The organism is Marinobacter xestospongiae, from assembly GCF_023156385.1.
Taxonomy (GTDB): Bacteria; Pseudomonadota; Gammaproteobacteria; order Pseudomonadales; family Oleiphilaceae; genus Marinobacter; species Marinobacter xestospongiae.
On record NZ_JAKZAK010000008.1, the window covers coordinates 21,562 to 43,085 of the forward strand.

The 21,524-nt window shown below is 60.8% G+C and carries 15 protein-coding genes and 1 tRNA gene; 7 read left to right on the plus strand and 9 right to left on the minus strand.

The genetic code is table 11. The features are described 5' to 3' along the window. Positions 1 to 215: 215 nt before the first annotated feature. Positions 216 to 292: transfer RNA gene (locus MLD24_RS07500), tRNA-Pro, on the minus strand. Positions 293 to 940: 648 nt separating this feature from the next. Between MLD24_RS07500 and MLD24_RS07505 the strand changes: the two genes are divergently transcribed. After that, on the plus strand, positions 941 to 2,530 hold the full coding sequence (locus MLD24_RS07505) for a BCCT family transporter (RefSeq protein ID WP_227175377.1): 1,590 nt from the start codon (positions 941 to 943) through the stop codon (positions 2,528 to 2,530). Positions 2,531 to 2,598: 68 nt separating this feature from the next. Further along, the gene (locus MLD24_RS07510; protein WP_248165799.1) at positions 2,599 to 2,793 is read left to right on the plus strand and encodes a hypothetical protein; all 195 of its coding nucleotides are present in this window, start codon (positions 2,599 to 2,601) and stop codon (positions 2,791 to 2,793) included. A gap of 28 nt (positions 2,794 to 2,821) precedes the next feature. Here the strand turns inward: MLD24_RS07510 and MLD24_RS07515 are convergent, their stop codons facing one another. The 4 genes from MLD24_RS07515 to MLD24_RS07530 form a co-directional block, all read right to left on the minus strand. Further along, positions 2,822 to 3,781, minus strand: a complete 960-nt coding sequence (locus MLD24_RS07515) for an alpha-L-glutamate ligase-like protein (protein ID WP_248165800.1) — start codon at positions 3,779 to 3,781, stop codon at positions 2,822 to 2,824. Next, positions 3,778 to 5,292 carry an inactive transglutaminase family protein gene (locus MLD24_RS07520; RefSeq protein ID WP_248165801.1) on the minus strand — a complete coding sequence of 505 codons (1,515 nt, stop codon included), beginning with the start codon at positions 5,290 to 5,292 and terminating at the stop codon, positions 3,778 to 3,780. The genes MLD24_RS07515 and MLD24_RS07520 overlap by 4 nt, the downstream gene beginning before the upstream one ends. Continuing rightward, positions 5,289 to 6,095: an ATP-dependent zinc protease family protein gene (locus MLD24_RS07525; RefSeq protein WP_248165802.1), complete on the minus strand. Its 807-nt coding sequence runs from the start codon at positions 6,093 to 6,095 to the stop codon at positions 5,289 to 5,291. Before MLD24_RS07525 ends, MLD24_RS07520 begins: the two co-directional genes overlap by 4 nt. A 203-nt stretch (positions 6,096 to 6,298) precedes the next feature. Further along, positions 6,299 to 6,655 (minus strand): hypothetical protein, encoded by a 357-nt coding sequence (locus MLD24_RS07530; protein ID WP_227175383.1) that lies wholly within the window; start codon positions 6,653 to 6,655, stop codon positions 6,299 to 6,301. Between the two features lie 578 nt (positions 6,656 to 7,233). On the opposite strand from MLD24_RS07530, the gene MLD24_RS07535 reads away from it, so the two are divergent. Both MLD24_RS07535 and MLD24_RS07540 read left to right on the plus strand, forming a co-directional pair. Then, on the plus strand, positions 7,234 to 8,568 hold the full coding sequence (locus tag MLD24_RS07535; RefSeq protein WP_248166014.1) for a DNA recombination protein RmuC: 1,335 nt from the start codon (positions 7,234 to 7,236) through the stop codon (positions 8,566 to 8,568). 27 nt (positions 8,569 to 8,595) lie between these two features. Beyond that, the gene (locus MLD24_RS07540; RefSeq protein WP_248165803.1) at positions 8,596 to 9,462 is read left to right on the plus strand and encodes a hypothetical protein; all 867 of its coding nucleotides are present in this window, start codon (positions 8,596 to 8,598) and stop codon (positions 9,460 to 9,462) included. Here the strand turns inward: MLD24_RS07540 and MLD24_RS07545 are convergent. Then, entirely contained in the window at positions 9,437 to 10,474 is a 1,038-nt protein-coding gene (locus tag MLD24_RS07545; RefSeq protein WP_248165804.1) for an AraC family transcriptional regulator, read from the minus strand. The genes MLD24_RS07540 and MLD24_RS07545 overlap by 26 nt on opposite strands. Before the next feature lie 225 nt (positions 10,475 to 10,699). On the opposite strand from MLD24_RS07545, the gene MLD24_RS07550 reads away from it, so the two are divergent. Continuing rightward, positions 10,700 to 11,851: a CaiB/BaiF CoA transferase family protein gene (locus MLD24_RS07550; protein WP_248165806.1), complete on the plus strand. Its 1,152-nt coding sequence runs from the start codon at positions 10,700 to 10,702 to the stop codon at positions 11,849 to 11,851. Positions 11,852 to 11,981: 130 nt separating this feature from the next. Then, complete coding sequence (locus MLD24_RS07555; RefSeq protein ID WP_248165814.1) at positions 11,982 to 14,615, plus strand: penicillin acylase family protein; 2,634 nt, start codon at positions 11,982 to 11,984, stop codon at positions 14,613 to 14,615. 309 nt (positions 14,616 to 14,924) lie between these two features. Here the strand turns inward: MLD24_RS07555 and MLD24_RS07560 are convergent, their stop codons facing one another. Together MLD24_RS07560 and MLD24_RS07565 are read right to left on the minus strand one after the other, a co-directional pair. Further along, complete coding sequence (locus tag MLD24_RS07560; protein ID WP_248165816.1) at positions 14,925 to 17,759, minus strand: hypothetical protein; 2,835 nt, start codon at positions 17,757 to 17,759, stop codon at positions 14,925 to 14,927. 311 nt (positions 17,760 to 18,070) lie between these two features. Further along, a complete protein-coding gene (locus MLD24_RS07565; protein ID WP_248165818.1) occupies positions 18,071 to 18,844 on the minus strand; it encodes an enoyl-CoA hydratase in 774 nt (257 codons plus the stop codon). A 300-nt stretch (positions 18,845 to 19,144) separates the two neighbouring features. Between MLD24_RS07565 and MLD24_RS07570 the strand changes: the two genes are divergently transcribed. Continuing rightward, the gene (locus MLD24_RS07570) at positions 19,145 to 20,659 is read left to right on the plus strand and encodes a fumarate hydratase (RefSeq protein ID WP_248165820.1); all 1,515 of its coding nucleotides are present in this window, start codon (positions 19,145 to 19,147) and stop codon (positions 20,657 to 20,659) included. Positions 20,660 to 20,767: 108 nt separating this feature from the next. Here MLD24_RS07570 and MLD24_RS07575 read toward each other — a convergent pair whose 3' ends face one another. Beyond that, positions 20,768 to 21,517, minus strand: a complete 750-nt coding sequence (locus MLD24_RS07575; protein ID WP_248165821.1) for a DUF3726 domain-containing protein — start codon at positions 21,515 to 21,517, stop codon at positions 20,768 to 20,770. Positions 21,518 to 21,524 lie beyond the last annotated feature (7 nt).

The window sequence follows — 21,524 nt, forward strand, 5'->3', positions numbered from 1 at the left end:
AAAACACCGGGAGGCGTCAATATGCGAGGCTTGTTGACTGGGGTAACTGCCGTTCTGGCTCTCACGCTGTCTGAATGACAGCACTCTGTCACCGGGTGGCGCAATCAGGCAAGAGAGGGCGGGGCAGGGTTTTGCATATGTTTTGCTTTTATTTTGCTTGGCCCAAAAACGAAAAAAGGCAGCCACCCGTAAGTGACTGCCTTTCTTGAGGTATTTGGTCGGGACGGCAGGATTTGAACCTGCGACCACCTGCACCCCATACAGGTGCGCTACCAGGCTGCGCTACGCCCCGAGACGCTTCCAGACTCTGAGCAGAAAGCCGGGCTTTCTGTGAGCTGGTGCCAGGAAGTTTTTGACAACTCCCAATGGCTTAGCGGGAGCGAATACTACACTAGCCTTTTTGAAAAAGAAACAGGTTTTGTGGCAATTGATGCTGCAAACGGCCGATTCCCGGCCTGGTGGTTATCCTGTCGCCAGAAAGACCTGCCAAAAATCGGGGTTAATCATTAGTGGTGTAATCAGTCTGCCATGGGGGAGCGCCTACTCTGGTTCTCACTGGAGTCCTTTTCCTGTTCATTTGCGGTTTTTGTTTGCTCGATTTTTGATCGTTTGGCCCCCGTTGAGCAAGGGTTTTAGCGCTTCGGGCTCAGCTCAGGAAATTGAACTACGCTTAGAGCTAAGGGATAGCGCGTATGGAGTCTTTTGATATTTTGACGTCAAAAGAATAAAATCCGCCGCGTTACAACTTTGTAAATCATGGACTCGCCGGAGTCCCTGAATTACTCCTGGATCTCCTCTGCCGCGCAGGGCGTCTGCCATCGGGTTTGAGCGGGAGGCTCCGCACCCGGACCAGTCGGCGTTTTGCTGGCTGGTTGAGACGCTTCAGGAGTTGTTTATGGGCTCCCAAGTCGACACAAACACGAAATAGGAGACTCCATTCGTGGGAGACGTAGTCAAAGACGAGTACCAAACCGACTACGTGGTAGGTCAGGACAACATCAATCCTTTGGGTCTTGACCTCCACGCACCGGTTTTCCCGATCGCAGCCGTTCTGGTTGTGCTGTTCGTGGTGGGCACCCTGATCTTCCCGGCCGAATCCAAGGAACTGCTGGATGGCGCCAAGTGGGGGGCCATCAATACCTTCGACTGGTTCTTTCTGATCAGTGCGAACATCTTTGTTGTGGTCTGTCTGGCCCTGATCTTCATGCCGGTGGGTAAGATCCGCCTGGGCGGTCAGGATGCCAAGCCGGAATTCTCGACCATGTCGTGGTTTGCCATGCTGTTTGCCGCAGGTATGGGCATTGGTTTGATGTTCTGGGCTGTTGCCGAGCCGGTGGCCTATTACACCGACTGGTACGGCACGCCGCTGGGCGCTGAGGCCAACAGCGAAGAGGGTGCGCGGATGGCCATGGGTGCCACCATGTACCACTGGGGTCTGCATCCCTGGGCGATCTACGCGATCGTGGCGTTGTCACTGGCGTTCTTTGCCTTCAACAAGGGCATGCCACTGACGATCCGCTCCGCGTTCTTCCCGCTGCTGCGTGATCGCGTCTGGGGCTGGCCAGGTCACCTGATTGATATCCTGGCTGTGCTGGCCACCATTTTCGGCCTGGCCACGTCTTTGGGCTTCGGTGCTCAACAGGCGGCCTCCGGTATGGATTACCTGTTCGGTATCTCCAGCGGTATCGGCGTGCAGATGACCATCATTACCGGGGTAACACTGGTGGCGCTGCTGTCTGTTCTGCGTGGCCTGGACGGTGGTGTGAAGGTGCTCAGTAACATCAACATGGGCCTGGCAGCCTTGTTGCTGTTCTTCATCATCTTCGCCGGTCCGACCATGACCATCATCGAGACGCTGTGGGTGACGTCGTCCACGTATGTGGCGAACATCATGCCGCTGAGTAATCCGTTCGGTCGTGAAGATGAGACCTGGTTCCATGGCTGGACCGTATTCTACTGGGCCTGGTGGATTTCCTGGTCACCGTTCGTTGGCATGTTCATCGCCCGGGTGTCCAAGGGTCGTACCGTTCGCGAATTCGTGACCGCGGTGCTGATCATCCCGACGGTGATTACTGTGTTCTGGATGAGTGCCTTCGGTGGCAGCGCCCTGGATCAGATCCAGAACGGTATCGGTTCGCTGGCAGCCAACGGCCTGACGGAAGTGCCGCTGGCCATGTTCCAGATGCTGGAGAACCTGCCGCTGACCGCGATCACCTCCTTCATCGGCATTGTGCTGGTATTGGTGTTCTTCGTGACCTCATCTGACTCCGGTTCGCTGGTCATCGACAGCATCACCGCTGGCGGCAAGACCGATGCACCGACGGCCCAGCGCGTGTTCTGGGTCATCATGGAAGGTGCCATTGCAGCGGCTCTGATCTTCGGCGGCGGTGCAGATGCCCTCGGGGCTATTCAGGCAACCGCCATCACCGCAGGCCTGCCATTTACGCTGATCCTCCTGGCGATGACCTGGGGGCTGCTGAAAGGCCTGACGCACGAGCGCAAGCTGCTGGCCTCGCAAGGCAAGCTGTAAGCGCCCCGAGCTAAAAAAACCCGGGCATTGTCCGGGTTTTTTTATGCCCAAAGAACGGCGCCGGTGAGATGGCGGGGGGCGCTGTTGCCCTGCAGGTGGTGCCCGATGCTCCAGTTGCCCTGGAGAGCGTGCTGAGGGCAGCTATGGCCGGTGGCTTCCAGTTGGCCATGGCAGTGGCCGGGCTGGCGTGTGTGACGGCCATGGTTTTGGTGATCTGGTCGCCGGCCAGGGCCGCTGCCGACCCGGCTAAGGTGTTGTCCTGAGACCGGTCTGCCTGCAGGCTCTGCGGTCTCACGCCTGTTGGACAGGCTGGGCGAAAGTCTCCATGGCAAAGGCGACCCGGCCTTCGGGTGTAAAGTGCGGTCGCTTCAGGCGCTCCACGGCTTTCAGGCGGGTCAGCAGGCCGCGACCGTTGGCCATCTGGATGGCGAGGCCCGGGCGGGCATTGAGTTCCAGCAATAGCGGCCCTTTCTGGGCATCCACCACCAAGTCGACCCCCATGTAGCCAAGGTTGGTGGCCTCGTAACAGCGGGACGCCATCAACAGCATCTGTTGCCAGTCTTCGATGGCGATGTTGGCGAGATTGAGGCCGGTGTCCGGGTGCAGGTGGATGGCCTTGTTGAACTGCACCGCATTGAGGCTGTGGCCGGTGCCGATATCCAGGCCGACGCCGACCGCGCCCTGGTGGAGGTTGGCTTTGCCATCGGAATCCCGGGTGGCTAAGCGCAGCATCGCCATCACCGGGTAGCCCTGGAACACCACGATGCGGATGTCCGGCACGCCCTGAAAGGAGTAGTCCGCCAGACTGGCGGACGGCTGCACCAGGTCTTCGACAATCGCCACATCCGGGGTGCCCCCAAGAGAGTAGAGCCCGGCGAGGATGTTGGACAGGTGCCGCTCCAGCGTGGCCAGGGTGACCTTGGCGCCGGAGGCCTTGACGTACTGATCGCCGTCGCGCCGGGTGATCACGGTAATACCCTTGCCGCCGGACCCCTTGGCTGGCTTGATGGCAAAGCCGTCCAGCTCATCCACCAGTTCCCGGAAATGGGAGATCTCATGTTGCTGGCGTACGACCTGCAGCAGCTGGGGGGTGCTCACGTCGTACTCGGCGGCAATCAGCTTGGTCTTGAGCTTGTTGTCCACCAGCGGGTAGGAGGCGCGGTCGTTGTAGCGCCCAATGTAGTCCACGTTGCGCCGGTTCATGCTGAGCATGCCGGCGCGTTGCAGGCGAAACGGTGAGATCCAGCTCATGGCTCATAGGCCTTCATGGGATGGAAGCGCCTGAGTTCGCTGAGTTTGTAGCCGGTGTACTGTCCCAGCAGCAGGATCAGGCCCAATACCACCAGGTGCAGTTCCGGGAAATTGAAGGTGAGATGGCTTGCCAGCGGTGCGCTCATGGCCAGGTAGGCCACAACCGCAACGAACAGCGAGCCGAAGCCCTGGATCAGAACTTCCCGTGCGCCTTCTTCCTCCCAGAGGATGGACATCCGCTCGATGGTCCAGGCCAGGATGATCATCGGGAAGAAGGTCACCGTCATGCCGGTGTTGAAGCCCATCTGGTAGCCCACGATGCTGAGCCCGGTGGTGATGAAGATCACCAGGATGATCAGCGCCGATATGCGCGATACCAGCAGCAGGTTGAGGGCGGACAGATAGCCCCGCATCAGCAGGCCGAGGCACACCACCGCTATGAACGCGATCAGCCCCGGCACCAGAGAGGTCTGCACAAAGGCGACGGCGATCAGGACCGGCATGAAGGTGCCCGAGGTGCGGATGCCGATGACAATCCGCATAAACGCGACCACCAGGGCGCCAATGGGTAGCAACAGCAACATCCGAAACATGCTCTGTTCTTCGATGGGCAGCTGGTAGAGGCTGAGGAAGCCGAGACCGTTGTCGTTTGCCTCGACCCTGGCCAGTTGTAGGGCCGGCACGGTCTGGCGCAGCATCGAGAAGGTGACCTGGGAGTCGCTGCCGCCCATCACGTCCAGCAGAGAGACCGCTGTCTGGCGCCACAGCACTACATGTTCAGGCAGGCCCTGGGCGCCGGTGTGGGGGTTGAATGTCAGCCAGCGTTCGCCATTGTAGATCTGCAGGAACGGCTTGAGGGTCTGGCGCCGGCGGGCATCCTCCAGTTGCAGACCGTCGGCGATGCGGGCGGGAATGCCGGCGTGATTGAGCATGCGCTCTAGCAGGCTGACGTAATTGGTACCAGAGGTGAGCAGGGTGGTGTTCTGCTCCGGCGTCTCTGGCTGCATCAGCTTGATCAGCTCGCGTGTGAGACTCTCCGGGTTGGACGACTTGCTGCGGGCCTGTTGCAGGACTTCCCGGACCGCCGTGGCCTGGGGCTCTTCCCAGAACACCGGCTTGGCCACCGGTGCCGGCCCGCTGGGGGTGTCATCGCCAACGGTGTCGGGAATCAGTTGGGCCTTGAAGTAGAGCGTTTGAGGCCCTTCGGCGAAGCGTTTGGACCATTCGGCCCGGCGATTGCCGTCATGCTCAACGATGGAGAAGCCGTAGCCGGGAGACGCGGCCTGCTCCGACAGCAGCAGGAAACCGGGGGGCTGGTCCGGAATGTTCAGGCTCGCCAGCACGGGTTCCTGCTGGGCCTGGAAATCAACTCGGGCTTCCACCAGCCAAACCGGACGCTGTTCGCCGGGAAGCCACGGAATGCCCAACTCCACATGACGCAAAACCGCCAGAGCAAGTCCGGCGGTGATCAGTACAAACAGGGCGAAGTAAAAGGGCGCGCGGGAGGTCAAGACGGGTCATCCTCGCCATTGGTCAGGGACGTCGGCAGTTCGGTGGCGAATTCCTTGCCAACGTCGATCAGCATGACGTCGCGAAGGATGTTACGGCCGATCAGCACGGTGTGGCTCATGTGTTCACGGTTGGACAGGGTGAACTCCGCCTTTTGGCGATGATTGCCGATGGCAAACTGCAGCTCCACCACCGGGCGGCGTTCGTAATCCTCCTCATTGGACTGGATGATTCGAACGTTCCGGGCGATCTCCCGCTCGAGCGTGTACAGCTCGCCGTCCTGCTCCGGGTTGGGAATGTCGAAGCGTACCCAGTTCTGGCCATCGCGTTCGAAACGCTGGATATTGCGGGCGTCCAGGGATGACGTTTCGGCACCACTGTCGATGCGAGCGGTGAAGGTGAACTGGGGATCGATCAACAGAAATTTCTCACGCTCACCCACCACCAGCTTGCCGGCCAGTCGGTTGGCATAACCCTCTCGCTCGGCGGTTACCGCAGACTGGTCCGGATGGCAGGCGGCAGGCTTGGGCGGCGGCGGACACACCGGTGGTTTGACCCGTTCGTCGATGGCGGCAAGCACGGTGTCGGTCGCCAGGCGGTTCTGGCGAAGCAGGGTGTCGTGTTGCTGGGCGGAAGACATCAGCAGCGTCTGCAAACCGATCTTTTGCGTTTGCAGGGTGGTGTCCAGGTCCCGGATATCGTTGTTGGACACCAGGTAATAGCGATCGTTGGCGCAACCTGCCAGTGTCATGGCGGCCAGCAGACAGGCCACCGATGCCTTGCCCGGAAAAATGCGAGCGTCCATTCAAAACCTCTGAATTTGCAGCTGGCCGATGTGTCTGGGCTCGATCCCGCTGTCGTCATGCATGCGTGGGCCGGATAGCCATTTTTCGGGGCTCCGGTCGTTTGCCGCGGAGTATACCTCAGCTACGGAGCCTGTTGTTTTACGGATGGTTAAGGTGAAAGCCGCATCGATTTGGGTCACCGTTGCCGGCGCAAATCAGGGCGTCAGCGATCGTCGTCTCGGTCGTTGCGGACCAGAAAGTGGTCGTCGCCCAGAATGTCGCCAGACCGGAGATAATCCTGGATCACCGGCGAGCAGTTGAGGTAGAACAGCAACAACTCCCGTTGCACGTCCTGATCCTGGATTCGGGCCGCGTAACGTATCAGCTGACGAATGGCGTCATCGCCCTGTGGTTCCTGGTCCAGGTTATAGCGGTCCTTCAGCAGCCTGGTGAGCCGGTCGAGGTGGAACTCGCCGGTGTGCGTCAGGTGTGGCAGTAACCGTACCTTGGTTGCCTTGTCAGAATGCTTGGCCGACAGGGCTGGGTGTCCCAGTGTCTTGCGCCAGAGTTCTTTGAGCATCCCCGATCCCGTTGTCCTGATGTGTCGACGTCTCGTCAATCCATGACGAAAAGCCTATTTCAATGTCTAGCCCATACTGTAGGCAGCGTCCAACCCGGCGCGGATCAAGTCAACCGCTTTCCCGTTCAAGTCGTTGAATCTGCGACCTGTGCCCTGAGGTAGTCAGACGAAGCGCACAGTTCCCGGGAAATGTCCCCTGCTAGAAAGGGATACGTTAGACTGTCGCGATAGGATCTTCCTCGCCGGAGTCCCCTTGGTTTGTTTTCTGTTCAGTGAAGAGGTTTGTGCAAGTGTCTGAAATGTTGCAGTCGTTCCTGGCATCCCCGGGCTGGGTCTGGTCCACTCTGGCGATCCTGGCGGGGCTGTCATTGCTATTGGCCGTCACCGCGCTGCGACAGAAAAAAGCATTGGCAGCGCTGAGCCGGGAGCATGACCAATACCGGCAGCAGGTCACCGAGCTTGAGCATGCCCTGGCGCTGGAACGCCAGCGTGAGGAACAGCTGGAAGTCCGTTGTGACGCCCTGGCTGACGACTGTGAGCAGCAACGTCAGACACTCGATCAGGCCCGCCGCCAGGCGATGGCCCTGGAGAACCGCCTGGCGGCGGCGGATGCCGAAAGCCGGGCTGCCGGCGATCGCCTGGCGCAGCTGCAGCACGAGCGTGAGGAGCAGGCCCGGCGGCTGGAGCAGACCGGCCGCGATCTCCAGGACGCACGGGTGCAGTTGCGTGAGAACGAGGTGGTCATTGAGCGCGAGCGACGTGCGGCCCAGGAAAAGCTGGAACTGCTGGAGCGAAACCGGGATGCCCTCAAGCAGGAGTTCGAGAACCTGGCCAACCGCATCTTCGAGCAGAAGAACGAGCGTTTCAGTGAGCAGACCCGCAGTAACCTCGATACCCTGCTGAACCCCTTCCGGGACCAGCTACAGGATTTCCGCAAGCGGGTGGAAGACGTTTACACCACCGAAACCAAGGATCGCCAGGCGTTGCGCAGCGAGATCAAGTCGCTGCAGGAGCTGAACCGCCAGATTACCGAGGAAGCGGCCAACCTGACCCGGGCCCTCAAGGGCGACAAGAAAATTCAGGGCAACTGGGGGGAGCTGATACTGGAGCGGGTGCTGGAGCGTTCCGGTCTGCGCAAGGGCATAGAGTACGAGACCCAGGGCAGCTACCGGGATGAGCATGGCAACCTGTTGCGTCCGGACGTCATCGTACATTTGCCGGACAGCCGCAACCTGGTGGTGGATTCCAAGGTCTCGCTGGTGGCCTATCAGCAATGGATCAGTGAGGACGAGGATGAGCCCCGGGCCGCCGCACTCAAAGCCCACTGTGAGGCGGTGCGGAACCACATTCGCGGCCTCAGTGAGAAGGATTACAGCCAGCTCAACGGCTTGCATTCCCCCGACTTTGTGCTGCTGTTCATGCCTATTGAACCGGCGTTTGTGGCGGCCTTCCAGGAGGACGAAAACCTCTTTGCCGAGGCCTTTGAGCGCAAGATTATTGTGGTGACCCCGACCACCCTGTTGGCGACCCTGCGTACCATTGAGAACATCTGGCGCTATGAGCGGCAAAGCCAGAACGCGCGGCGGATTGCGGACCGCGCCAGCTCGGTTTACGACAAGCTGCGGGTGTTTGTGGAATCGATGGAAAAGCTTGGCTCCCAGCTGCAGACGGTTCAGGGCACCTTTGATGGCGCCATGAACACGCTGACCCGGGGGCGCGGTAATCTGGTGTCCCAGGCCACCCGTTTTGTCGATCTTGGGGTTCGTGTTAAAAAAGAGTTACCGAAATCCATTCTTGACCAGGCGGAACTGGCCACGGACGAGGAGGATGGCACAGGGACGGAGCTGGCTGGACAGCCTGCCGTTGACGACGGCGACGGGGCAGTGACCTCGGCGGCGATCAGTGAGAAGTGATTTCAGGAATTCAGTGAGGAACGCGGTATGGCAGCAATTCAATCAATCGCACGGGTTTTCTTCCGTCCGGCCCGGGTGGTGATGGCGGTAGCCGCCATGACAGCGGCGTCCGGCGTCCAGGCGCTGGCACCAGAGCATGAAGTGCGGCGGCTGATGCTGGCCACTGAGGCTGCGGTGGCGGACGAACGTTGGGGCGACGCTGGCGAGTATCTCAATCGCCTGCAGGTGCTTCAGGCCAACAAGCCGCCGGCTTACATGTTCTATCGCGGCCAGGTGATGCTGGAAGGTGGCCATTTCAACGAGGCCCGCTCCGCGCTGGAGCAGTATGTGTCGTCCGCCGGGAATGACGGTGCCTACTACGACAAGGCCCTGGAGATGATCACCCGTATCGAACGCCAGCAGCGCAGCAATGGTAACGGTGTCAACGGCCAGCCTGCGGATGGCGAGCCGGTGGCAGTGATTGAGCCGGCCTCTGAAGAAACGGTGGACTCCCTGCGCAAGCTGTATCTTGCCGATTCGGACACCGGCGCCCTGGCGATGCACCTGAACAGTCTGCTGGCGCTGAATGGCTGGCGGGACGATCACCGCATCGTGCGTGCGGACCGGCCGGCGGATATCGAGTACCGGGTATCGGTGGGTGATGGCCAGATCCGCATCCAGGAGTCCCGGCTGGCCGATGCGGGAGATCGCCGTCAGGTGTCCACCGAGGTGCTGTCAGTCTATGGTGTCAGCCCGCTGGTACGCTGGGACTGCGAGCCGCTGAACAAGGCCTGCTGGATCTATGATCCAAGGGACGGCGCGCGGCTGATGCAACTGGGCACCGATCGGGATCACGCCCGCAATGCCGCCCAGACTCTGGGGCGGCTGATCAGGACGATGCAGAATCCGGCTTGAGGCTGGCGTCCCGTTCACCTTCCCGATAGGCACCGGGGGTGACCCCGGTCCATTTCTTGAACGCCCGGTGGAAGGTCGACGGTTCGGTGAACCCGACCCGATGGGCGATGTCGTTGATGGGCAGGTCTTCCCGGCTCAGCAGATAGATCGCCAGATCCCGCCGTAGCAGATCCTTGATCTCCTGAAACGAGGTATTTTCCTGCTTGAGCCGTCGCCGCAGGGTCTGCGGGCTGGTGTGCAGCTCTGCAGCAATCCACTCGAAGTCCGGTAACGGTTGCGACAGATCGCGGCCAATCAGCGCCCGGATCTGGCCGGTGTAGGTGTTGCTCTCATCCGGTCGCGACAGCAGGTCCGCCGGGGAGGTCTTGAGGAACTGGTGCATCTCGGGCCGGTCGCGGATCACCGGTGCCGCCAGAAAGCGCGCGTCAAAGCTGAGGCTGATGTCGGCTGCCTCGAACGCCAGCGGGCAATGAAAGATGTGCCGGTACTCGTCGCCATGGGGCGGTCGCGAGTAGTCAAAGGTTGCGCCGGTCAGTTCCACTGGCTGGCCGATCAGCCAGCTCCCCAGCCGATGCCAGATGACCAGCAGGCTTTCCCGCAGGAAACAGGTTGGATCGTCAATATCCCCCTCAATCACCGCCACCAGCCGTGCCTGGTCTCCGGTCTGTTCCAGCCGCATACAGATGGTGGGGTCAAACAGCCTGGAGAACTGGTACGCCCGTTCGAATACCTCACCCAGGGTCGCGCTGTCGATCACCAGTGCGCACATGGTGGCGAAGGTGCCGGGCCGACAGCGCCGTGAGCCCATGCCCATGAACTCGTCGGCCATCTCTCCCCAGATAACCTGCATCAGCCGGCTGTACTGCTGGCTGTTGACCCGGGCTTTCTCAATGCGGAGCAGCTCCGGGGCAATGCCTGCCCGGCGCAGCATGGCGTCGGTATCGTAGCCCTGCCTCCGGGCTCCACTCAGGGCGGCCTCAACAAAATGTCGGGAGACGGTCAACTCAGTCATGATGGGGTTCCCTGCGGGTCCGGCCGGGCGTCGGCCGATGTCCGTAACGCGTTGGTTGGTCGGCGATCATCTTAAGTGGGCAGGCGATCATTGCAAGTGTTGTGGCAACGCCCATGCTCATCATGCTGGTAGAAATGGCCAATTGGAATGATGCAAGCGGCGGTTGGCCTGAGCGGGAAATCCCGGCAGCATCACCAACAGACAGGACAACAACAAGGAGATGCCATGACCGGTCCACTGAATCATCTGAAAGTACTGGATTTCAGTACCCTGCTGCCAGGGCCCTACGCCACCATGATGCTTGCCGATATGGGGGCCGATGTACTTCGGGTGGAAGCTCCGGACCGGCTCGATCTGACCCGGGTGATGCCTCCCCATGATGGGGGTGTCAGCACCGCTCACACCTACCTTAACCGGGGCAAGCGTTCGGTGGGGCTGAACCTGAAAGCGCCGGGCAGCGTGGAGCGCATCAGGGCCCTGGTGGCGGATTACGACATTGTGGTGGAGCAGTTCCGGCCGGGGGTGATGGACCGGTTGGGACTCGGCTATGAGGCACTGAAAGCGGTCAACCCGAAGCTGATCTACTGCGCCATTACCGGCTATGGCCAGACCGGTCCCTACCGTGATCGCGCCGGCCACGACATCAACTACCTCGCCCTCGCCGGCGTCAGCAGCCACAGTGGGCGTCAGGACGCCGGACCGCCGCCGCTGGGTATCCAGGTTGCCGATGTGGCCGGCGGTTCCCACCACGCCGTGATGGGGATTCTGGCGGCAGTGGTGCACCGTCAGCAGACCGGCGAAGGCCAGTTCATCGACATCAGCATGACCGACGCGGCCTTTGCCCTTAACGCCATGGCCGGGGCGGCCAGCCTCGCTGGCGGTGCCGAACAGCGGCCAGAGGGCGGTCTGCTCAACGGTGGCAGCTTCTACGATTACTATCGCACCGGCGATGACCGCTGGATCTCGGTGGGCAGTCTGGAGCCCCAGTTCTGCGCCCGTCTGTGCGAGGTGATTGGCCAGCCCGAGCTGAAGAGCCTGGGGCTGAGCCAGAACCCGACACATCAACAGCAGCTCAAATCCGCACTGCGGGAGGCGTTTTCCGGTCGGTCTCTGGCTGAGTGGGAGCAGATCTTTGCGGACCAGGACGCCTGCGTGGAGCCGGTCCTGACCATCTCGGAGGCGGCTGAGCATCCGCAGCTTCAGGCCCGGGGTATGGTGATCGATGTGGCCCGGCCGGACGGTGGTGTCCAACGGCAGTTGGGGCATCCGATCAAGTTCAGCGCAACGCCTTGTCAGAGCCGTTATATCGGACGCACCCTGGGGGCGGACAACCCGTCGGTGTGGCCGTCGGAGGGTGATGATTCAGGGGCTGGCTGATCAAGATGTAGTCAGACGTGACAATGGGTTTCGACTCTGTGGTGGCTTTTGGTACATTGCAATGACACGGCCCTGGTTTCCCGAATAGGAGAACCGGGGCCGTGTCCACAATAACGATAAGGAAACCATCATGAAGTACAAATATAAAACCGCCCAGGACGGTCGCCAGCGTCCCACGGTCCGCCTGTTGGCTGCGGCCATTGGCACGGTCATGCTGGCAGGTTGTTTTGATGGCGACAGCGACTCTTCCGGAGACAACAACACGGTCGACAAGGGCCCGCTGCTTCCGTCCAACGGCCAGTACCAGGCTGATATTCGTCGAACCACCAATGGGGTACCACACATCCGCGCCAATGACCTGGCGTCCGCCGCTTTTGGACATGGCTATGTCCAGGCGCAGGATAACGTCTGTTTGCTGGCTGAGGCGGTCGTCAAGGCTCGCAGTGAGCGTGCCAAGTACTTCGGCCCCGGCCCGGACAACATCAATATCATCAATGATTTCAGCTTCAAGGCCCAGAAGATCCTCAGTGGCGCTGAAGCGGAGTACCCAACGCTGAGCGATGAGAGCAAGGCGATGGTGGAGGGCTTTACCGCCGGCTACAACAAGTACGTCAGCGATACCGATCCTTCCGACCTGCCGGCCGAGTGTCGTGACCAGCCCTGGGTGAAAGAGATCGCGCCAACCGACCTGCTCGCCCATTACCGCATCGTTGGCCAGTACGCCAGTGGTGCGCTGTTCTCCACCGGCGCCGTGTTCCTCGCGATTCCCGGTGAAGATCCGGCTGCAGCACAGCCGACCCCGGTCATGGCCGCCAAGAGCGATACGGCGTTGCCGGATGTCTCTGCCAGCGCCCGGGCTCTGGCGTCATCCCGCGACAATTACCAGGAAACCGGTCTCGCCAGTAACGCCTGGGGTGTCGGTGGCGATCTGACCGAGCAGGGGCGCGGCGCGCTGCTGGCCAACCCGCATTTCCCTTACACCGGCCATCGCCGGCTGTATCAGGTGCAGATGACGGTGCCTGACTACCTGCACATCAACGGTGCCGGACTGCTCGGTACGGCGCTACCGCTGATCAACTTCAACGATCGCCTGGCCTGGTCCCACACGGTGTCCACCAGCCGTCGTTTCACCATGTACGAGCTGACGCTCAAGCCGGGTGACAACCTCACCTACATCAAGGACGGTGAAGAGAAACCGATCACCTCCGAGACCTTCCAGATTGAAGTCAACACCGGTGGTCCCAACCCGGTGACGGTTGAGCGTACCTTCTACTTCTCCGAGTACGGCCCGATGCTGTCTGCCAACGCGGTCACCAGTGGCGGCCTGCCGAAGTGGGGGGAAGCCGGCACCGCGTACACCTACCGCGATGCCAACGAGAACACCAGTGGCCTGCTGGATACCTGGCTGGGCATGAGCCGTGCCAATAACCTCAACGAGTTTCAGGATGTGTTCCGCAACTGTGGCACCACGTTGTGGGTGAACTCGACCTACGCCGATGCTGATGGTAACGCGTTCTACATCGATAGCAGCTCGGCACCGCATCTCTCTGAAGAGGCGTTGGGCGTCATCGAGTTCAAGCGTGGGCTGAGTCCTGAGTACAATCAACTGTTCGATGCTGGCCTGACCCTGCTGGATGGCAGCACCTCAAGGGATGACTGGGTCGAGGGCGAATGCGCCGGCCTGACCCCGTATGAGAAGAAGCCCAAGCTGGTCCGCAGTGACTGGGTCCAGAACTCCAACAGCAGTTACTGGTCCACCAACCCGGCTGCCTTCCTGACGGGCTATTCGCCGCTGTATGGCGCCGAGGAAGCGGAGATCAACCCGCGTACTCGTCTGGGCATCAAAATGCTGCAGAACCCTGCTGATTCGGGCTTCCCGGACGCGCCGGCGCCCGCCGGGCAGGACGGCAAGTTCAGTGCTCAGGAGCTGATCAGTGTGATCTGGAACAACCGGGCCTGGTATGCCGAGGCATTCCTGCCGGAACTGCGGGAACGGTGCACCATGATCGGTGCCACGCCGGTCAACGGTGTTGACCTAACGCCCTGGTGCGGACCGTTGCAGACCTGGGATGGTCTGTATGACCTGGACAGCGTCGGTGCCCATATCTTCCGGGTATTCATTGGTAACTATCGCAATCAGTTTGACGCCGATCTGACCGTGGCCTTCGATCCGGCCAACCCGGTTTACACGCCGGCAGGCCCTTCTGCTGCCGGTAAAGGCACGGCCAACGACGCGATGTTGCAGGCACTGGCCACTGGGGTGCAGGCACTTGAGGCTCAGGGGATAGCGCCCGACGCCCAACTGGGTGCGGTGCAGTACTATCGTCCTTCCGGTGATGTGCCTCCGGGTGGCACACCGGTGTTCCAGTCCCAGCCGATTCCCTGGCATGGTGGCGACGGTAATGTGGACGGTGCCTTCAACGCCATTGGCGTGGTCACCGACAACGTGGCGGAAGACACCATCTTCCCACGCATTGCCCCGTCGACCATTGCCAATACCGCAGGTCTGTCAGACGGCACCGGCGGCGTGGATGGCTGGCTGATTGCCCGTGGCACCAGTTGGCACTTTGGTCTGGAATTCACCGATAATGGCCCGCAGGCCTACGGTCTGGTGAGCTACTCCCAGTCGTCTGATCGTATGTCGGAGTTCTTCACTGATCAGGCTGAGCGGTATTCCAACAAGGATTTCCGCAAGCTGTATCTGGATGAATCCGAGATCGAGGCCAATGTGATCAGCCGCATGGAGGTCAGCGGCACCCGCTGATAACTATTGTCGGCCCTTGCCGGGGCCGGCTTCCCAATAACCCCGTTGTGGTCATGGCGACCCCTCGGGGTTTTTTGTGTCTGGAGATCGAGGCTGAGGTTTCCTGCTGTGGAGGAGACTGCTGAGGAGGTTGCTGGCCACTGAGCAAGGCGCGAAGATTGTGCCTGTGCCTGTGCCTGTGCCTGTGCCAGGGAGGGGAGGGGAGGGGAGGGGAGGGGAGGGGAGGGGAGGGGAGGGGGATTTTCTTCAGGTACAAAAAAGCCCCCGCGTGGCGGGGGCTTGATTGGTCAACCTTTGGATTGGCCCCGGTTAGGGCGTAAAGGTCGCATCGGCACCGAGCACCATGGTGGCGAAGGCCGAAGCCGGCTCACCGGAAACCGGTGTGGCGTGGCTCAGCGGATCACCGCCTTCACTGGCCGGGAAGTTCGCCTGCGTCATGGCGTTGTACATGACGTCTGCGACGCCGTCCACGTACATCATGCTCAGCGGGCGGCTACCTGCCAGAGGCGCGTTGAAGCTGTTCACGGTCACCGATACCGGCAGTCCGCTCTGAGAGCCTGGCACGGTCGCTGACAGCGACGGAATGCCCCAGACAGCTTCATCAGCAGCGTTCGGAATCACTGTGTCACCCTCAACCTCAAACTGGGTGTAGGCCGGGGTGGAGGCTGCCAGGTTGTCGACAAAGTTGATCGGGTCCGCGGTGTCGATGGTGGCCTGGAACACGTTCAGGAAGGCTTCCAGGCTGGCATCGCCCTGGGCCAGGCCGTTTTGGCCCAGGCCCGCGAGGATGCGCGGTGCGAAGGAGCGGGAGTTCTCCAGCAGGCGAACCACACCGCCGCCAGGCGTCAGCATGGTGACGGCGTCGATGTTGTTGTAGCTGGATGGTACCGGACCGCCGCTGGTGACAACTGCCGGCAGTTGATCGGTGTTAACCGCTGACACGAACGGCGCACCCGTGATGGTACCCAGGGAGTGGCCGACGAAGTTGAAGCGGGCATTGCTCAGGTCAGCACCACCCAGTGGTCCCAGATCCAGGTCAGCCAGGCTCACTCGCAGGTTCATCTGATCGACGGCGCTCTGGCGCATGTTGTCCCGGGTGTTGGTGAAATTCAGCAGGTTGATGAACATGCTGCCGGAATCACCGGTACCGGCGTCATAGTCGATGGCAGCCAGTGAGCCGGGTTGTGGGGCAAAGAAGCCGAAGTGGCGTTCGTTGCCGGTCATCGGTGCCAGGCCCGGAACGGTGCTGCCGGCGTTGGCGACGGTGTTCTCTAGCGACAGGGCGCTACCCAGAGCCGTCTGGGCGTCAGCACCGGCGTTGCCGGCCAGCACGGATTGCAGCGCGGCGTTGATCTGGGCCTGATCGGTCGGATCGGTGATGCCCAGAGCCGGAGCGGGCGCTCCGCCAGCTTCCAGCTGTGCCTGGATCTGCATCAGGACGCCAACCTTGAAGGTACCGGCGATCAGGGCGGCGCGGGTTTCGGCGTCGTTGCTGATGGCCGGATTGGCGGCAGCGGCCTTGGTCAGCAGCTTGCCGGCCAGCGCATCCTGCTCTTCGGCGGTGAAGGCAGCAACACCGTGTACCGGTTGATCAATGGCAACCACGGTGTAGCCAAGAGTCGCCATGGCGGTGCCGAAGCTCAGGGCCGCACTACGGTCGGTGGTGATGCCGTGTTGGTACATCACCACGCCCTTGGTGGCGTTGCTCTGCGGGTAAATGATCAGCACCGGAACGTCAACGTCAGCCGTTTTCTTGGGGAATGGGAAGACGTAGTTGACGGATGTGGTGCGGGTCGGATCGGCGTGCGGGATCTGCAGACCGATATCCTTGAACTGGTCGTTCAGGCCGGCGGCAATGACGTTGTCGGCCTTCCAGGAGTCCGCCAGGATGTCCTGGCCGGAGGTGCCCAAGTAGTAGGGCAGGGAAACTGTGCCCTGAACCGCCAGCACGTCAGGTGCGGTGCCACCACCGGCTTCCACCTGTGCCTTGAAGGAGCTGTAAACGGAACCGGCAACGGCCGACACCATGGCGACCGGTTGCGGGGTGCCCAGATTGAAGTCGCTGGCGTCGCGGTTGTCCGGCGTCGGTGTTGGCAGGATGCCGGCAATCTGGGAGGCGATGCCCGGCGCGATACAATTGATCGCGTTCTCGCCACTCAGGCCCTGACAGCCCTGGGGTGGAGGCACGTCAAAGGCCGGTGCCAGAGCGGCCTTGATGCCATCGCTCGGGAACGCGTTCAGTGCACCGTTGACGGCGGCGGAAACCTGGTCGAAGCCCTGGGCGCCACCAGCAACTGCAGCCTTGGCGGCAGATACCTTGACGAAGGTCAGCAGCTGGTCGGCAAACCAGGCACCCGGCTCGGCAATGTACTGCAGCACTTTTTCGTCGTTGGAAGTGGTGAAGCTGTAACTGATGGCAATGTCGTCAGCGGTCAGCGGGATTTGGGCTGCGGCAAAGAAACCTTGCGCCGTTGCTTCCCACAGGCCATTGATCAGCGCCTTGACCGGTGCCAGTGCCGGGTTGCCCAGAGCGCCGTCAGGGTCGGTCAGGCTGGTGTAGCTCGGCGAGGAGACGATCGGGTCGCCGTTGATGTCGGTAACGCCCTTGGTCACCACCGCAACGTAACGTTTGCGTGGGTTCAGCGGTTTCAGCGGCAGGATGCGGATTGCGGACGTACCGCTCAGGGTTTCCACATCGGCGCGGGCAGTCGCCAGCCCGGCCACGGTAGGTGGCTCCTGATTACTCAGACCCTGGACCGGGTCGCCACTGGCATAGGCCAGCTCAACCAGGAACACGGTCTGGCCGTAAACGACGGTGCTGGGGTCCAGCTGACCGTTGAACTGAATCACGGCCGGGGCGACGGTGGAAGCGCCGGACAGCTCGTTCAGCGCGGTGGTGACCGGCGGCGTGGTGTCGCCAACGCCAAAGGTTCCATCCCCCTGCTCGGAATCAAAGAGGAGGTCGTTCGGCACCGGCAGTTCACTGGTCAGCGGATTGAAAATTGGCCAGGTCTTACCTGCAAAGTCGGGGTTCTCAATTGGGTAGTCCGGATTGGCGTTCTTTCCGGTTGTTCCGTCGCTGAAACAGCCGGTCAACCCAACGGAAGATGCCACGGCAAGACTGAGTAAGGTTTTCTTGAACATGGGTGGAACCTTTTCCTGTTGTTGTGTCGTTATAGGTGGCGACTGGCGGGGCCGGCTGTGTTGCTCATCCGGTAAGCCCGTTGCCAGTGGCCTTGTTTGTCTGAAGTACTAATCAGCAAGTTACGCCACTTTATAATTTATCAGCCTGACTATATCGAAACTGGGTGGATACTGTTGATCGCTCTAAAGTGTGATTCTGTCCTTTCCGGGGGAGGGCTCCCTGTCACTCTGGCGACTGCCCTGGGGCAACTTCAAAGAAAGTAGTTGCTTGTCAGGTATTTGTCGAGCCGGAGGTGGGGTGACCGGTCGGCTCAACTGAATCGGCTGAAGTCCGGCTGGCGCTTCTCCATAAAGGCCCGGAACGCCTCGGCGGCTTCTGGCGAACGCAGCCGTTCGCTGAACAGATTGCCTTCGGTTTTAAGGGTGTTTTCAACGGCCTGGCGTTGTGGCCGATTCAACAGTGCCTTGGTGGCGCGGATGGCTTCCGGAGCCTTGCTGGCCAGCGCCTGGCAGGTGGCGATGGCCCGGACTTCGGTGTCTTGCGCCGAACAGATGCCATTGATCAGTCCCAACTGATCGGCCCGCTCGGCGTTGAACGCATCTCCCAGCATCAGCAGTTCGGATGCTCGCACCCGGCCCAGCCAGGCAGGTAACAGCAGACTGGACGCGCCCTCCGGGCACAGCCCCAGGTTGACGAACGGCATCTGGAAACGGGCATTGTCGCCCGCGTAGACAAAATCGCAATGCAGCAGCATGGTGGTGCCAATCCCGACGGCCGGTCCGTTAACCGCCGCCACGATGGGCTTGGACGCATTGGCGAGCAACATCAGGAAGCGTCCCACCGGGGTTTGTTCAAACTCCCCGGGCATACCGGCAGCAAACTCCGCCAGATCATTACCCGCGGTGAAGCAGTCGGACTGACCGGTGAACAGCAGGCAGCGCAGTGCCGGCTCGTCTTCCAGTCTTTGCAGGGCATCGCCGAGGGCGCTGTACATGGTGTGGGTGAGGGCGTTGCGGCGCTCAGGGCGATTGATGCGTACGACCAGAACCTGGCCCTGTTGCTCAGTAAGAATGGTATCGGTCACCGTGGTCTCCGGTTGTTGTAATTAGCTTGATTGTTGTTTTTCGGTGCTTGCACCTACAGATCCAGATTCAGATCCGTGGAAGGTGGCACGGTCTGATTTAACCGTAATTGCCAGAGCGGTGCAAAGTAGATAGCTGGCTAACAGTGGTTCGCCGATGGTCGACGGGTGGGTTGCTGTATAAACGCCGGGGCGGCTGGTAAACTTGACGTCCGTTTTTCCGACAACTGGCTCCGGACCACCGCTGGGCTGGTCCCAGTTGCCTCTCGCCATAACCAGAATGTTCAACCTGATGAGACGCCTATGACGACCGTAATCCGCCAGGACGACCTGATCGAGAGTGTAGCGGACGCGCTACAGTACATTTCCTATTACCATCCCAAAGACTTCATCCAGGCTGTGCACGAGGCCTACCAGAAAGAAGAGTCCCAGGCGGCAAAAGATGCCATGGCGCAGATTCTGATCAACTCGCGCATGTGTGCCATGGGCCACCGGCCGATCTGTCAGGACACCGGTATCGTGACGGTTTTTGTCAATGTTGGTATGGATGTGCAGTGGGAATGTGACATGCCGCTGGACGATGTGATCAACGAAGGCGTCCGCCGGGCCTACACCCATCCGGATAACGTGCTGCGGGCGTCCGTGCTGGCAGATCCTGACGGCGCTCGCGCCAACACCAAGGACAACACCCCCGCCATCATCCACTACAAGCTGGTGCCGGGTGACAAGGTGGAGGTTCATGTTGCCGCCAAGGGCGGTGGTTCCGAGGCCAAGTCCAAGTTCGCAATGCTGAACCCGTCCGACTCGGTAGTGGACTGGGTGCTGAAAATGGTACCGCAGATGGGCGCCGGCTGGTGTCCGCCGGGTATGCTGGGTATTGGTATCGGCGGCACCGCCGAGAAGGCGATGGAGCTGGCCAAGGAAGCCCTGCTGGACCCGATCGACATTCACGACCTGAAGGAACGTGGGGCGTCCAACCGCTCCGAAGAGCTGCGTCTGGAGCTGTTTGAAAAGGTCAACGATCTGGGCATCGGCGCCCAGGGCCTTGGTGGTCTGACCACCGTTCTGGACGTGAAGGTGAAGGACTATCCCACCCACGCCGCCAACAAGCCGGTGGCGATCATCCCGAACTGCGCGGCCACCCGCCACGCTCACTTCGTACTGGATGGCACCGGTCCGTCGCTGCAGACGCCCCCGAGCCTGGAAGACTGGCCGGAAATCACCTGGGAAGTGGGGGACAACGTCCGCCGCGTCAACCTGGACACGGTCACACCGGAAGACGTCAAAGAATGGCAGCCGGGTGAAACCGTACTGCTGTCCGGCAAGATGCTCACCGGCCGCGACGCTGCCCACAAGAAGATGGTGGACATGATTGCCAACGGTGAAGAACTGCCGGTGGACCTGAAAGGACGCTTCATCTACTACGTCGGCCCGGTCGACCCGGTGCGTGAAGAAGTCGTTGGCCCAGCCGGCCCGACCACCGCGACACGGATGGACAAGTTCACCCACACCATGCTCGAGAAGACCGGCCTGACTGGCATGATCGGCAAGGCCGAGCGCGGCCAGGTAGCCATCGACGCTATCAAGGAATTCGGCGCGGTTTACCTGATGGCCGTGGGCGGCTCCGCGTATCTGGTGTCCAAAGCGATCAAGAACGCCGAAGTGGTTGCCTTCCCTGAGCTGGGCATGGAAGCGATCTACGAGTTCGAAGTGGAAGACATGCCGGTAACGGTCGCGGTGGATTCCAAGGGAACCTCCGTGCACCAGACTGGTCCTGTCGAGTGGCAAGAGAAGATTATCGCTGCCAAGGCGGTTTGATCTTTAGTTGTCGAATGCCCTGCCTCCTCTTGGGGAGGCAGGGAGAATACGGGGGGGTGGGAAGTATGTTTCTTTCGCCCCCTTTCTCCTTTCCCTTTATCTAGTTATCTAGCGTCCTCCCGCTCCCAGCCGTGAGTGCTCACTGTTCTCCACCAGAACCCCTGCACCAATCCGATTGATCTGTGACCAGAGTTCTTCATCGATAGATAGGCCCTGATGGATGCTTTTCCGTTTATTGCGGGCAACCTGCTCTGGCGAGATAGTGAAAACTTCCCGGTTGCCATCAGATTCCTGTAGCGACGATGTCAGATCCACACGGGAACTGCAGATAATGGTCAGGGCTTGGTGATCTTCGGGGGTTGTATCCAGGCTTGTCTTGGCCTCGCTGTAGCTGGGATAACGCTGTCCGGCCCTGATGGCGGCGGTGTGTTCCATCACGGTATGGCTGCCATTGCGCCAGTATGCGGCCACGCTGATGCCGCGTCGACCACAGTCTGTCAGGGCCTTGAGAATGAAGCGGCGATTGTGGCAATTGTGCACAGTGATCGTTGCAATACCGCTCTCCAGGGCTTTGGCATGGGCCAGGTCAACAGACGCGGCGATGCAGTTGAGCGCGCTGCGGTCGTGACTGTCGATGATGGCGGATGTGCTATCCTCGTAGACCACGCTGCTCAATGGTTTGTCCCGATCATGGCCGATATAGGGCAGGGCCATCTCAAACTCCTGAAGCCCGTTGAGTCCGTGTTTCTCTAGCCAGAGCACCATGTTGGCGGCATCCTCGTAGTTGCCGACGAAGTATCCCGTGGCTTCAAGGCAACGCCGTAATCCGGCTTTCAGCTCATTCATTGAAATATGCATGGAGTCT